This is a genomic window from Pantoea sp. E956-1 (assembly GCF_982223955.1).
Genome location: NZ_CEUYZP010000001.1, coordinates 750,349 through 764,425 on the forward strand (window position 1 = coordinate 750,349; position 14,077 = coordinate 764,425).

At 54.5% G+C, this 14,077-nt stretch carries 9 protein-coding genes and 1 tRNA gene; 5 read left to right on the forward strand and 5 right to left on the reverse strand.

The window, feature by feature from the left end:
- Positions 1-6: 6 nt before the first annotated feature.
- The 4 genes from msrA to AC0T7J_RS03780 all read left to right on the forward strand — a co-directional run bounded on the left by msrA (position 7) and on the right by AC0T7J_RS03780 (position 2,437).
- Positions 7-540, forward strand: a complete 534-nt coding sequence (gene msrA / locus AC0T7J_RS03765) for a peptide-methionine (S)-S-oxide reductase MsrA (RefSeq protein WP_473792254.1) — start codon at positions 7-9, stop codon at positions 538-540.
- Between the two features lie 264 nt (positions 541-804).
- A tRNA-Ser gene (locus AC0T7J_RS03770) sits at positions 805-892 on the forward strand.
- A 248-nt stretch (positions 893-1,140) separates the two neighbouring features.
- A complete protein-coding gene (locus AC0T7J_RS03775; RefSeq protein ID WP_473792256.1) occupies positions 1,141-1,989 on the forward strand; it encodes a YPO3983 family protein in 849 nt (282 codons plus the stop codon).
- Positions 1,973-2,437, forward strand: a complete 465-nt coding sequence (locus AC0T7J_RS03780) for a DUF943 family protein (protein WP_473792258.1) — start codon at positions 1,973-1,975, stop codon at positions 2,435-2,437. Before AC0T7J_RS03775 ends, AC0T7J_RS03780 begins: the two co-directional genes overlap by 17 nt.
- Before the next feature lie 197 nt (positions 2,438-2,634).
- Here AC0T7J_RS03780 and phoH read toward each other — a convergent pair whose 3' ends face one another.
- The 5 genes from phoH to putP all read right to left on the reverse strand — a co-directional run bounded on the left by phoH (position 2,635) and on the right by putP (position 8,941).
- Complete coding sequence (gene phoH / locus AC0T7J_RS03785) at positions 2,635-3,423, reverse strand: phosphate starvation-inducible protein PhoH (RefSeq protein WP_010258505.1); 789 nt, start codon at positions 3,421-3,423, stop codon at positions 2,635-2,637.
- A 571-nt stretch (positions 3,424-3,994) separates the two neighbouring features.
- Complete coding sequence (gene efeB, locus AC0T7J_RS03790) at positions 3,995-5,269, reverse strand: iron uptake transporter deferrochelatase/peroxidase subunit (protein ID WP_473792260.1); 1,275 nt, start codon at positions 5,267-5,269, stop codon at positions 3,995-3,997.
- Between the two features lie 2 nt (positions 5,270-5,271).
- A complete protein-coding gene (efeO, locus tag AC0T7J_RS03795) occupies positions 5,272-6,387 on the reverse strand; it encodes an iron uptake system protein EfeO (RefSeq protein ID WP_473792262.1) in 1,116 nt (371 codons plus the stop codon).
- Between the two features lie 52 nt (positions 6,388-6,439).
- Positions 6,440-7,264 carry an iron uptake transporter permease EfeU gene (gene efeU / locus AC0T7J_RS03800; RefSeq protein ID WP_473792264.1) on the reverse strand — a complete coding sequence of 275 codons (825 nt, stop codon included), beginning with the start codon at positions 7,262-7,264 and terminating at the stop codon, positions 6,440-6,442.
- Between the two features lie 192 nt (positions 7,265-7,456).
- Positions 7,457-8,941: a sodium/proline symporter PutP gene (gene putP / locus AC0T7J_RS03805; protein ID WP_473792266.1), complete on the reverse strand. Its 1,485-nt coding sequence runs from the start codon at positions 8,939-8,941 to the stop codon at positions 7,457-7,459.
- Between the two features lie 451 nt (positions 8,942-9,392).
- Between putP and putA the strand changes: the two genes are divergently transcribed.
- Positions 9,393-13,340: a trifunctional transcriptional regulator/proline dehydrogenase/L-glutamate gamma-semialdehyde dehydrogenase gene (gene putA, locus AC0T7J_RS03810; RefSeq protein ID WP_473792268.1), complete on the forward strand. Its 3,948-nt coding sequence runs from the start codon at positions 9,393-9,395 to the stop codon at positions 13,338-13,340.
- Positions 13,341-14,077 lie beyond the last annotated feature (737 nt).

Consider the following 14,077-nt stretch of genomic DNA (forward strand, 5'->3'; position numbering starts at 1 on the left):
ATTATTATGGCAATCGAATACGCAGTTATCGCTGGCGGCTGTTTCTGGTGTACCGAAGCGGTATTTAAGGATGTGATCGGCGTAGAGTCGGTGGAAAGCGGTTATACCGGTGGTGCCCGTCCTAATCCGACTTATGAGCAGGTCTGCAGCGGTGCGACCGGTCATGCAGAAGCGATCCGCATTGGCTTTGACCCGGAGAAAGTGACCTACGGCGATCTGCTGGATATCAGCTTTGTGACGCATGATCCGACCCAGCTTAACCGTCAGGGTAATGATATTGGCACCCAGTATCGTTCCGCCATTTTCCCGGCCAATGCAGATCAGGAAGCGGAGGCACGCGCCGCCATTGCCCGCGCTCAGGCTGACCATGATGTGCCGGTGGTGACCACCATTGAGCCGCTGAAAGAGTGGTATCCCGCTGAAGCTTATCATCAGGATTACTGGGAAGGTGCGGGCCAGCGCAACGGCTACTGCATGGCGGTCATTCCACCGAAACTGCAGAAGCTGCGGAAAAGTTTCGCTAACAGAGTGAAGAGCTGATTCCGGTATCAGTCGGGGCAGCGTCTGACCAGTAACGAGGGTGAGAACGCCGCCCCGGTTTATTGGCTGCCATAAAACTTACCTTGCCGGGCTCATCAATATGGCGGGATGTTGCCGACAAAACGGCGGGTTTTATGCCGCAGTAAATCGATTCGTTCAGAGCTTAAGCGAATAGATCAAAAGAGAAAAATAGTGCTTGACCGTTTTCAACCGACTCCCTATAGTACCGCCCCGTTGACCCATCGCGGTCAGCGAAGTAAATCTGGTGAGGTGTCCGAGTGGCTGAAGGAGCACGCCTGGAAAGTGTGTATACGGCAACGTATCGAGGGTTCGAACCCCTCTCTCACCGCCATCTTCTAAGAAGAGCCTGAACGAAAGTTCAGGCTTTTTTTTGCCTGTTGCACAAGAGATCACGGCAATTTGAAAGGTGTCACATGACATTTTAATGATGGCCTGAGGGCGTGGAGCATCCGCAATCCCCCTGCCCGTAAGCGGTGAAAAATTACGGGCGGGGGCGTAGAACGTTTACACTCTGACCTTTCACCGCGTATTATTCCCTGTGGAGACCTCAAAGGACGCTAACACAAGGAATGTATCACGATGGCCGTACTACAGCTCCCCTGTACTATATTCAAAACTCAAAAATGGATGGACGACTACAGCGCCAGTGATATGCGCTGTGGCGATCTAACCGAAGCACAGTTAAAATCTCATTACGGCCTGGTGGATGTTTCAACCAGGGTCAATCCTTATACTCTGTCTAAAATCTCCCCGTTTAATCAGCCCCAATCTATGTTTTACGGCTCCAGTGGAGAAGGAGAGAAAATTACCCGTCAGCAGTGTACCGCCATGCTGTTTGATGAATTCCGTCAGTTATCCCGCCTTTTCTCGGTATATGGGCCGTATAGACACCTGATCGAAAAAATGATCACACATATGCAGAACGGTAACGGTAAACCCTTCCGTGATACAGCGTTGGACCGGGCGTTAAAGGAGCATATTCTTAATGACAAGACGAGAAATAGCACTCGTCTTTTGCTGGAAGATATTTTTAAAAACAGCATTAACTGGGAACAGCAATACATACCAACAATTGAAAAAGCTGCCATAAGAGCGGCTATCCTTCAGGGTAAATTACCAAAATTCGACAGACTGCAGGATAACTTTAATGGTATGGGGATAACCGTTCACGATACATGGGCGATGCATATCACCATAAAATCCTTGCAGATTAACAACAATCGCTACCGTGCCGTTTTAAATTACAAAGTTCAGGATCACTTTGGCCTTGACGTTGACGATATTTCAAAATTCAGGTTTAGCCAGTTCCGTTTTTTTCGTATATGGTTTTTGCTCCAGAGATATAATATATTCAGTTTCAAGCCTTTCATGACGAATATTGAAGCTACAATTGAAATTTCCGGGGAAAGTAATGATGTTCAGAAATAAAAAGAAGCTTTTTATCCTCCTTCTGGTTTGCTGTGCATCGCTCGCTTACGTTATCCGGATATACATACGCCCAGTGGAAATCGTCGCAGTTCATGAGGAGGATAACTTCAGTTCTGTTTTAGTTAAAACCTTTCCATTCACTGATAAAGGTAAGATAAAATGGTGGCTGAAAAATAAGGATATGTTAAAAGAAAAATATGGTATCCCTAAAACAAATTCAGAGGGATCTTTTACTGTCATTTTTTGGGATTTCGGAGATGGTTACAAAGAAAATGATGGTTACGACCGGCTTTGTTTCAAAGAGATGAAGTCTCCAAAAAATTGTATTGATAAAAAATCTTTCATGCTTGTTAAAAATGGTAAAAATACAGGCATGGCTTTTTGGGCCGATGATGGAATATATCGAATGAAAGAAAGTGGTGAGATGGTAAAAACCAGATATAAATAATTGATCCTCTTGCGTAGGGACAGGGACAAAATCATCTGCCTGGCCTGCGTCAGCAATGCATAAGTCGCTTATGACCTGCCCTGCTAATATCACGCTGAAATCTGACACCCGCTCAGGCACAATGTAAGACCGGACCAGATAAAAAGAAAACCCGGCCGGAGCCGGGTTTGGGCGCTACACTTCTACTCAATCAAACGCTAGCTATACGCGTGCAGGGTGCGCTGACACAGCGCAGAACGCACACAATCCTCTTTGCCGAAGCGTACAATGCCAACCATCTCGTCCTCTTCGAAACGCGCCAGCGCGTCTGCGAGACCGGAAGGCACCCCAGCGGGCAAATCGCACTGGGTAATATCGCCGTTAACAATGACCGTGACGTTTTCGCCCAGTCGGGTCAGGAACATTTTCATCTGCGCGGCGGTGACGTTCTGCGCCTCGTCCAGAATTACCACAGCATTTTCGAAGGTGCGCCCACGCATATAGGCGAACGGTGCAATCTCTACCTTGGCAATTTCAGGACGCAGACAATACTGCATAAAGGATGCGCCAAGACGTTTAACCAGAATGTCATAAACCGGGCGGAAATAAGGCGCGAATTTCTCAGAAATATCGCCGGGAAGGAATCCCAGATCCTCATCGGCCTGCAGTACCGGGCGCGTAACGATAATCCTGTCGATATCCTTATTAATCAGGGCCTCAGCCGCTTTTGCGGCACTGATCCAGGTTTTACCGCACCCGGCCTCACCGGTTGCGAAGATCAGCTGTTTTCTCTCTATGGCGTTAAGATAGTGCGCCTGAGCTTCATTACGGGCTTCAATCGGCAACCGGTCACGCGTATCGCGCGCCATGCCAATGGCATCCAGTCCACTCATATGCACCAGCGAAGTGACCGACTCTTCTTCACGCTGACGATGACTTCTTGAGTCACTACGAAGCACTCTTCTTGCTTCACGACGCGCTTTGATCACTGCTTTCTGTCTTCCCATAGTGGCACCTTTCAGTTGGTTTCATTTCCTGCGTCAGGCCGGTGGGCCCGTTGCGATTACGTGAACGCTTTAGAGGTTTCAGTTGGCTTCCTTTAGAGCCATGACAGGACAGGATAGTGGGTATGCAGCAGCACAATAGCGTTGCTGAACACCGGATAAATCAGGATGCGATAAGATGAAAGAATAGGTTGAAGGAAGGATGAAATAACGAGGCAGGATTGCCCTCGCGGTCAGGCGCAATTTATTTAGTGACAGTGGCTTTCCATTAAAGACTCGACCCATGCGCGAACTCCAGTGTGATACATCAACACATCCGATTACGCCTGTTTAATAAAGTGCACCATTTTGTTGGGCCTTTGCAATAGTAATTTTACCTGCTGGCAAAAGAATTGCTAATCACGTGTATGCATTTCTTTTAAGGCAAAATGTAAAAGCGTTTAATTACAGCGCATTAGCTTATTTTATATACATCAAAAACCGCTAAAACTCAGTTTAACCTCAGCCAGCAAAGCACGAAAACCGTAAAACGTGGGCAACCAGAACAGGCACGCCCACCGTGGTTGAAATTTAATCAGGCCTCCAGCAACGACTGCGCTAAATAATGGCTGGCGTCTGGTACACCGGGCAAAACGAAAAAGTAACCGCCGCCAAAAGGTCGGATATATTCTTCCAGCGCTTCGCCGTTCAGGCGCTGCTGCACCGTGAGGAAACCGCGTTCCAGATCGTGCTGATAGCAGACGAACAGCAATCCCATCTCCAGCTGTCCCGATGCAGAGATGCCCGCCGAGTAACTGTAGCCGCGTCGCAGCATCAGGCTGCTGGCGGTCTCTGGCGTGCGGGGATTAGCAAGACGGATGTGCGCATCCAGTGCAATCACATCGCCGTCCGGGTCACGAGCGTAATCCGGAACATCATGTTCATGCTGCATCCCCAGTGGCGCGCCACTCAGCTTCTCACGCCCAAAGATGGTCTGCTGCTCACCCAGCGGTGTGCGGTCCCACATTTCCACATGAAAGCGGATAAGCCGTACGGCCTGATAGCTGCCGTTGCGCGTCCAGGCCGGTTCGCCCTGGTCGGCGGTCACCCACAGTAGCTGATTCATTAGCGCAGGATTGTGGGTATCGGGATTGGCGGTGCCATCTTTGAAGCCCAGCAGGTTGATCGGTGTCTCCTGCCCCTGACTGCGTGCCGCGTGATCAGAGATAAAGCCTTCGCGCCGCCAGCGCACCCCAAGCAGGTCAGGCGTATGCTTGATGATATCCCGCAGTGCATGAATCACCGTATCCTGCGTGTTGGCACAGATCTGCAACAGCAGATCGCCATGACACTGACTGGCATCAAGCGAATCGTTAGGGAAGCGCGTCATCGGCTGCAATTTTTTCGGTTTGTGCGGCGCTAAACCAAAGCGTTCATCAAACAGCGAATTGCCAACCGACACGGTAATTGTCAGGTTATCAGGTGCGATAGTTGCCCCAAGAATACCGGAATCCATCGGCGGCAGTTGCGGATTCGTCACCGCAGGTGCCGGACCGCCCGTGGTGAGAAAGGCGATACGCTGGGTCAGCAACCGGAACAGGCGCTCCAGCTCCGTTTTATCGCTGCTGAGCAGGTCAAACGCCACCAGCATCATCGATGCCTGCTGAGGCGTCGTGATACCGGCCTGATGCTGACCATAAAACGGCTGCATCTGCTGTCGGGCCTGCGGCGCAACCGTCCCCGGCGAAAAACTGTCAGCGGCAGCATGGAACGGACAACCGCCGCCCAGCGCTGCCGCGCCGCCCAGCAGCCCCAGTCCTTTTAGTAAACGACGACGCGCAGGCTGCGCGTCATCTTTATTACGACTCATGATTAATCCAGACCCAGGGTGCCACGAAGTAATGAAAGATCTTCCGCCAGCGCGGTAATCGGTCCTTTCAGCGCGTTACGGTCGGCGCTGGTCAGTTTCTCATAGGATTCAAAACCGGTTTTTGTGCGGTATTTACTCAGGATCGCATCCACTTTTTTGAAGTTGGCGTCAACTTTTGCCAGCAACTGCGGATTTGCTTTGCTTACCATGGGTCGCAGCAGCTCAACGATTTTCTGCGCGCCATCAATATTTGCCTGGAAGTCCCACAGGTCAGTCCGGCTGTAGCGATCTTCTTCACCGGAAATTTTGCTGGAGGCGACCTCTTCAATCAGACCGGCTGCGCCGCCGACCACTTTAGCTGGCGGGAAGGCCAGTTCGCTGATGCGCACCTGCAAATCTTTCACATCTTTATTCAGCTGCTCAGCGTAGTCCGCCATGCCTTTGGTGCTGTTATCAGCAAACAGCGCTTTTTCCAGGCGGTGGAAACCGGTGAACTTAGGATCGGCCGCTTTCTTTTCATAGTCATCTTCACGGGCATCAATGCTGCCGTCGAGATCAGAGAAAAGTTCAGCAATCGGTTCAATGCGTTCGTAATACTGACGGGTCGGAGCAAACAGCGCTTTGGCTTTTTCAACGTCACCCGCTTTCACTGCGTCAGTAAAGGCCTGGGTGTTACTTGCCAGCTGGTTCACCTGGTCGGTCACATAGGCTTTATATTCGGTGATCGGGCCTTCGAGCTGCAGGCGCGCTGAGGTGCCACTTTTCGCCGCGCCCTCACCGGCCTGCACGATCAGCTTGCCTTTTGGATTGCTCAGCAGGCCGCAGGTCATCTCATATTCGCCGGCTTCCAGATTAGCGGTCAGCTTCTGACTGAAGCCCGGCGCGATATTCTCACGCTCTTCAACCACCAGCACGCCTTTGAGAATCTCCCACTCCAGCGCTTTCTGGCTGTTGTTTTTAATCAGGAACTGGGTCTTACCGGCCTTGACCGTTAAGCTCATCGGCTCGCACTGCTTGTCGGTGACGCTGACGGTAACCTGAGGAACCGCCGCGGCCGCCGTTGCGGAGATCGCCAGCAGAGGAAGCAGCAGTGCCTTGCGGCGGAAACGCATTGTCATCTCTCTTTCCCTATCATGTTGCAGGCGTAAGATTCGCCCGTTAAATGTCTTATTACACCGTGGCCGACGCAGCAGGACGCGCAGGCATAAAGAACAAAATCAGCGCCGGGATCAGGTAGGCAAAGTAAACGGTCACTTCACTGACGCTTGGGGCTTCCTGATAACCCAGAATCCCTTCCAGCAGGGTGCCGAACAGCGAGTGGGTCGATAAGGTATTGCTGAGATCGAAGGCGACATCCTGAAAGCGATTCCAAAGGCCCGCTTCGTGGAAGGCGCGAATGGCGCCTGCAGCCAGGCCCGCAGCGACAAACAGGATAAATACGCTGGTCCAGCGGAAGAAATGGGCCATGTTAAGCCGGATGCCGCCCCAGTAGAGCAACATGCCCAGCACGACCGCGGTTGCCAGACCCAGCACCGCACCAATCGGCGGCGCATAACCCACATCCTGGGTAAAGGCCGCCAGCAGGAAGAACACTGACTCCAGCCCTTCGCGTGCCACAGCAAGAAACACCATCAGCACCAGCGCCATACCGCCGCGACCTGAACGTTGCAGCGCCTGATCGACCGCCTGTTCAAGCTCGACCCTGATGTTGCGGGCGACTTTGCGCATCCAGAAGACCATTGAGGTCAGGATAACGACAGCAATCAGCGCCACAATGCCTTCAAACAGTTCCTGCTCTTTCTGCGGAAACTCACCGGTGGTGGCATTGATAAACAGACCCAGGCCCAGACAGAGCCCGGCGGCGATAAACACGCCAGCCCACATCGCGGGAAACCATTGGGTGCGCTGCGTGCGTTTGAGATAGCTGGCAATCAGGCTGACTATCAGCGCGGCTTCGAGCCCTTCGCGCAGCATGATGAGAAAAGGAACAAACATCGCCAACCTCTTGAATGTTAAGCAGCGTCAATAAACAGTAAAATCAGGTAAAGTGTAAACGATACCGATTATCATTATCGCTGAGAAAAAAACAAGTTGCTGAATGAGATAATTTCGCATCTGAGTGGTTTATCTTTGTAACAAAAAAGCCCGCCGGGATTAGCAGGCGGGCTTTTTTACACCGTGCGGTATTTATTTCGTCTGGAATTCCGCTTCTGCCGCAGCAAAGCGCTGTTGCGCTTCGGCCGAGGGCTCACGTCCCAGCAGACTGAAGACGACAATGGCGATGCTGGCAAACAGGAAGCCTGGAATAATTTCGTACAGACCCAGCCAGCCATACTGTTTCCACACCAGCACCGTTAAGGCGCCAATGATCATGCCCGCCAGCGCGCCGTTGCGGTTCATGCGCTTCCAGCAGACACCAAACAGCACCACCGGACCAAAGGCCGCGCCAAAACCTGCCCAGGCGTAACTGACCAGACCGAGCACCCGGTTTTCCGGGTCAGACGCCAGTGCGATTGCAATCAGTGCCACCAGCAACACCATCAGACGCCCTACCCATACCAGCTCTTTCTGGCTGGCATTTTTACGCAGTAACCCTTTATAGAGATCTTCGGTCAGGGCACTTGAACAGACCAGCAGCTGGCAGCTCAGCGTGGACATCACCGCCGCCAGAATGGCTGACAACAGAATACCGGCTACCCATGGGTTGAACAGAATACGCGCCAGCTCAATAAAGACCCGCTCGGCATTGTCATTTACACCTGCGGCCAGCGTCGGGTTGTTCTGGAAGTAGGCGATACCGAAGAAGCCAACCCCAACCGCGCCAATCAGACAGAGGATCATCCATGCCATACCGATACGACATGCGGTGCGAATTGAACGGTGCGAATCTGCTGCCATAAAGCGCGCCAGAATATGCGGCTGGCCAAAGTAGCCAAGGCCCCAGCCAAGCAGGGAGATCACCGCGACGAAGTTCAGTCCCTTGAGCATGTCGAGATTTTCCAGGCTTTTCGCTTCAATCACCGCCAGTGAATCAGACCAGCCGCCGACCGCGATAATCACAAACACCGGCGTCAGGATTAGCGCAAAAATCATCAGGCTCGCCTGAACGGTATCAGTCCAGCTCACCGCCAGGAAACCGCCCACCAGCGTATAGAGAATGGTCGCCGCTGCACCCGCCCACAGGGCGGTCTGGTAACTCATACCAAAGGTGCTTTCAAACAGACGTGCACCGGCCACCACGCCCGAGGCGCAATAGATGGTAAAGAACACCAGAATCACAATGGCGGAGATAATGCGCAGGATTTTGCTGTGGTCTTCAAAGCGGCTGGTGAAGAAGTCCGGCAGGGTCAGAGCGTTGTTGTGGTGCTCCGTCTGCACTCTCAGACGACCGGCCACGATTTTCCAGTTCAGCCAGGCACCGATCGTCAGACCGATCGCAATCCAGCTTTCAGAGATACCGGAGATAAAGATGGCACCCGGTAAGCCCATCAGCAGCCAGCCGCTCATGTCTGATGCACCGGCAGAGAGTGCCGTGACCACGCTACCCAGACTGCGGCCACCGAGGATGTAATCATCAAAGTTTTTGGTCGAGCGCCAGGCCACAAACCCGATTAATATCATCCCAAGAATATAAACCAAAAAGGTCACCAGCATTGGTGTACTTACACTCATCTGTCTCTCCACTTATTATTTGATATCCCAGAGAAATCGCCAGCTACCCACCTGCCGGAACGGGGCAAAGCGGGCCGATTTTCTTCGTCAGGGCGTCAGTCATTTCCCAGCGGCGCGGTATCCTGCCGGAAAGGCGTGGCGCGCACAATGGATTTAACACAGGCGTTACAGTGATTTCACTAACCGGTTATGAAAAAGTGTTCAGAGGTTGCACTCGCTCACAGTTATCCGGTTGTACCTCGCTATTACCTGTCGAAAACCCGCTTTTCATCGGGCCTGCCAACCTGGCGGGGATTTTGCAGCAATATCCGTGCCGCATTGCGGGATTTAACAATTGTCGACGTTAAAAGGGTGTTAACTGGCTCACATTTAACACGGTTGCACAAAGTTGCAACTTAAGTGATAGTGCAGCCAACGCCGTATCGAACCACTATCAAGGAGCTCTGGAGTCATGGCTACAACTACCATGGGTGTAAAACTGGATGACGCGACACGCGAGCGCATCAAACTGGCTGCGCAGCGCATTGATCGCACGCCACACTGGCTGATTAAACAGGCGATCTTTAACTACCTGGGCCAGCTGGAAACCGGCGATACCGTGCCGGAGATCCCGCTTTCTGCCCAGGCAGCCGCGGAGTCCGACGACACCCAGCCCGAGGAGACGCACCAGCCGTTCCTTGATTTTGCAGAGCAGATTTTACCTCAGTCAGTGACCCGTTCAGCGGTGACCGCCGCATGGCGTCGTCCGGAGACCGATGCGGTGCCAATGATGCTGGAACAGGCACGCTTACCGGCGGCGCTGGCAGAGAAAACCCATCAGCTGGCTTACCAGCTCGCCGACAAGCTACGGCACCAGAAAGGGGCAACCGGACGCGCTGGCATGGTGCAAAGCCTGCTGCAGGAGTTCTCTCTCTCCTCCCATGAAGGTGTAGCGCTGATGTGTCTGGCCGAAGCGTTGCTGCGTATTCCCGATAAGCCAACGCGCGATGCGCTGATCCGTGACAAAATCAGTAACGGCAACTGGCAGTCACATCTGGGACGCAGCCCGTCACTGTTTGTCAACGCGGCGACCTGGGGCCTGCTGTTTACCGGCCGTCTGGTCTCGACCCACAACGAGTCGAATCTCTCAAGCTCGCTTAACCGCATCATCGGTAAGGGTGGCGAACCGCTGATCCGCAAAGGCGTGGATATGGCGATGCGTCTGATGGGCGAGCAGTTCGTCACCGGTGAAACCATTGCCGAAGCGCTGGCTAACGCCCGCAAGCTGGAAGAGAAAGGCTTTCGCTACTCCTATGACATGCTGGGCGAAGCGGCCCTGACCGCAGGCGATGCCAAAGCCTATCTGCTCTCTTATCAGCAGGCGATCCATGCCATTGGCAAAGCGTCGAATGGTCGTGGCATCTATGAAGGTCCCGGCATCTCCATCAAGCTCTCAGCACTGCATCCCCGCTACAGCCGCGCGCAGTATGAGCGCGTGATGGAAGAGCTCTACCCTATTCTGAAATCGCTGACGCTGCTGGCCCGCTCCTATGACATCGGCATCAACATCGATGCAGAAGAGGCGGACCGGCTGGAACTGTCGCTGGATATGCTGGAGAAACTCTGTTTCGAGCCAGAGCTGGAAGGCTGGAACGGCATCGGTTTCGTTATTCAGGCCTACATGAAACGCTGTCCGTTTGTGATTGATGAGCTGATCGATCTGGCGCAGCGCAGCCGCCGTCGCCTGATGATTCGTCTGGTGAAAGGCGCGTACTGGGACAGCGAAATCAAACGCGCCCAGATGGAAGGACTGGAAGGCTATCCGGTCTACACCCGCAAGGTTTACACCGATATCTCTTACCTGGCCTGCGCCCGCAAACTGCTGGCCGTGCCCAGCCTGATCTATCCGCAGTTCGCCACCCATAACGCCCACACCCTGGCGGCGATTTATCAGCTGGCGGGCAACAACTACTATCCGGGTCAGTATGAGTTCCAGTGCCTGCACGGCATGGGCGAACCGCTGTATGAGCAGGTGGTCGGCAAAGTGGCAGACGGCAAGCTTAACCGTCCCTGCCGTATCTATGCGCCGGTCGGCACCCATGAAACCCTGCTGGCCTATCTGGTGCGCCGCCTGCTGGAGAACGGGGCCAACACCTCCTTTGTTAACCGCATTGCCGACACCTCGCTGCCGATTGATGAACTGGTGGCCGATCCGGTGACTGCCGTCGAAAAGCTGGGTGCCAGCGAAGGCGCCATTGGTCTGCCGCATCCGAAAATCCCCCTGCCGCGCGAGCTGTATGGCGATAACCGCGTTAACTCTGCGGGTCTGGATATGGCCAATGAACATCGTCTTGCCTCACTCTCCAGCGCCCTGCTGAGCAGCGCCGCACAGCCCTGTCTGGCCGAGCCGATAATCGACGGTGAAGCGGGTGCCGGCGAGTTGCGCGACATTCTGAACCCGGCAGCGCCTGGCGACCGTGTAGGTCAGGTCCGTGAAGCCACAGAGCAGGACGTTTCTGTGGCGCTGGATGCCGCGGTGAACAGCGGGCCGATCTGGTTTGCAACACCGCCGCAGGAGCGTGCCGCCATTCTGGAACGCGCCGCACAGATCATGGAAGGCCAGATGCAGCAGCTGCTCGGCATCCTGGTGCGTGAAGCAGGCAAAACTTACAATAACGCCATCGCGGAAGTGCGCGAAGCGGTTGATTTCCTCTATTACTACGCCGGAATGGTGCGTGACGATTTCGACAACGAAACCCATCGTCCGCTGGGCCCGGTGGTCTGCATCAGTCCATGGAACTTCCCGCTGGCGATCTTTACCGGTCAGATTGCGGCTGCATTAGCCGCGGGCAACAGCGTGCTGGCCAAACCGGCCGAGCAGACACCGCTGATCGCCGCACAGGCGGTTCAGATCCTGCTGGATGCGGGTGTGCCGCCAGGCGTGCTGCAACTGCTGCCTGGCCAGGGTGAAACCGTTGGTGCACAGCTGACCGGTGACGTTCGGGTCCGTGGCGTGATGTTTACCGGTTCGACGGCGGTGGCGACACTGCTGCAGCGTAATCTGGCAGGTCGCCTTGACCAGCATGGTCGTCCTGTGCCGCTGATTGCTGAGACCGGCGGGATGAATGCGATGATCGTCGACTCTTCTGCGCTGACTGAGCAGGTTGTGATCGATATCGTCGCCTCTGCCTTCGACAGTGCCGGACAGCGCTGTTCTGCCCTGCGCCTGCTCTGCATTCAGGAGGATGTCGCCGACCATACCCTGAAGATGCTGCGTGGCGCGATGGCGGAGTGCCGCATGGGCAATCCTGAACGCCTGTCAACCGACATCGGCCCGGTCATTGATGCCGAAGCGAAAGCCAATATCGATCGCCATATTCAGGCGATGCGTAATAAAGGCTTCACGGTCTATCAGGCGGTGCAGGATATCCCGCAGGACAGCAAAGAGTGGAATAGCGGCACCTTTGTTAAACCGACACTGATTGAGCTGGGTCAGGTCAGCGATCTGGATAAAGAGATTTTTGGCCCGGTACTGCACGTGGTGCGTTTCACCCGCAATAACCTGCCGCAGCTGGTTGAGCAGATCAATGCGTCCGGCTATGGCCTGACGCTGGGCGTACATACCCGCATTGATGAAACGATTGCACAGGTTACGGCGAACGCCCGAGTCGGTAACCTCTACGTCAACCGCAATATGGTGGGCGCGGTGGTCGGCGTACAGCCGTTTGGCGGCGAGGGCTTATCCGGCACCGGTCCGAAAGCCGGCGGTCCGCTCTATCTTTACCGCTTGCTGGCGCATCGCCCGGATAGTGCACTGCGTCTGACTTTTGATCGTCAGGATGCAGAACGCCCGGCAGACAGCACGCTGCGTCAGTCACTGCTGGCACCGCATCAGGCCCTCAGCAACTGGGCTAAGGATAAGCCTGAACTGGCTGAACTCTGCCAGCACTATGGCGATCTGGCCCAGGCGGGCGTGGTCCGTCTGCTGCCAGGCCCGACAGGCGAGCGCAATACCTTCTCACTGTTGCCGCGTGATCAGGTGCTCTGTCTGGCTGATAACGAGCAGGATGCGTTAATCCAGCTGGCCGCGGTGACCAGCGTCGGCAGTAAAGCACTGTGGCAGGATGATGAGCTGCATCGCGCCCTGCTGGCTTCGCTACCGGATGCAGTGAAAGCGCGCATCACGCTGGCGCGTGATCCGTTAGCGGCAGAGTTTGATGCGGTCATCTATCACGGTGATGCCGATCAGCTGCGTACCCTGTGTGAACAGATTGCCGCACGTGAAGGCGCGATTGTCTCGGTGCAGGGCTTTGCCCGCGGCGAGACCAATCTGCTGCTGGAGCGTCTGCTGATTGAGCGTTCGCTGAGTGTAAATACCGCTGCGGCAGGCGGTAATGCGAGCCTGATGACCATAGGGTAACGCTGAAGCTTAAGGGGGTTGTTCGCTGCGCGAACGGGCTATGAGAAGGTTTCGTTCGCCTGGTTAGCCGGGCAGTTTCAGATTCGCCTCTGCAGGCGACCGACAAGGGGGCGCCACTCGCCGCGCCCCCTTGCCCCCGGGCTCCGGCCTGCTTCACCGCCGCTTCGCGGTTCCTTCGCTATTTCAGGATTTCTCACGGAACGGCGGGACATCCCTGTCGCTCGTCCTGAAATCCCTCATCCGCTATTCCTGGCGGCCTGCTGACCAGTCTGGCTCATTTCATCAGTCTTCCGGCTTTATAGCGTCCCACCCCTTTACCCTCATGACACATCAGGGTTACCAGCGACCGGACCCCGGCAGAACTGCGGCATGCCCGATGAAGTTCTTTTATTCCTGTGCGCAGGCTTCTACGTTCCCGGTTTACCGAGGTTCGACATTTTTTGCGGTAAAAAAACAGGCTGCGGTACACTCCCGGTACTGAGCAGAGTTCTTTTACACTGTATAGTCGACTTAATAGATTGATAAGTGTCAGGCTTTTATGGCGTCCGACATCAGCAATACTGTAGCTTTTTAAGTATTTCTTTATTCCGCTCCAGCCGCTGAATGCACTCCTCAGGCTGCCGGATTTACTGTTGCTATGGCATAATCGGACTGCAGAAGGTCGGCATGGCACGGGCGTCCGGAAATGCCCTATCACCTTCATGTTATGCCTTAAGTTGCCTGGCTCAGGGGTGCAG

What these genes read in the sequence shown, in the direction of transcription:
- putA (WP_473792268.1), top strand. Translation starts at nt 9,393, where the DNA reads ATGGCTACAACTACCATGGGTGTAAAACTGGATGACGCGACACGCGAG.
- phoH (WP_010258505.1), bottom strand. Translation starts at nt 3,423, where the DNA reads ATGGGAAGACAGAAAGCAGTGATCAAAGCGCGTCGTGAAGCAAGAAGA.
- efeU (WP_473792264.1), bottom strand. Translation starts at nt 7,264, where the DNA reads ATGTTTGTTCCTTTTCTCATCATGCTGCGCGAAGGGCTCGAAGCCGCG.
- putP (WP_473792266.1), bottom strand. Translation starts at nt 8,941, where the DNA reads ATGAGTGTAAGTACACCAATGCTGGTGACCTTTTTGGTTTATATTCTT.
- AC0T7J_RS03775 (WP_473792256.1), top strand. Translation starts at nt 1,141, where the DNA reads ATGGCCGTACTACAGCTCCCCTGTACTATATTCAAAACTCAAAAATGG.
- efeO (WP_473792262.1), bottom strand. Translation starts at nt 6,387, where the DNA reads ATGACAATGCGTTTCCGCCGCAAGGCACTGCTGCTTCCTCTGCTGGCG.
- msrA (WP_473792254.1), top strand. Translation starts at nt 7, where the DNA reads ATGGCAATCGAATACGCAGTTATCGCTGGCGGCTGTTTCTGGTGTACC.
- efeB (WP_473792260.1), bottom strand. Translation starts at nt 5,269, where the DNA reads ATGAGTCGTAATAAAGATGACGCGCAGCCTGCGCGTCGTCGTTTACTA.
- AC0T7J_RS03780 (WP_473792258.1), top strand. Translation starts at nt 1,973, where the DNA reads ATGATGTTCAGAAATAAAAAGAAGCTTTTTATCCTCCTTCTGGTTTGC.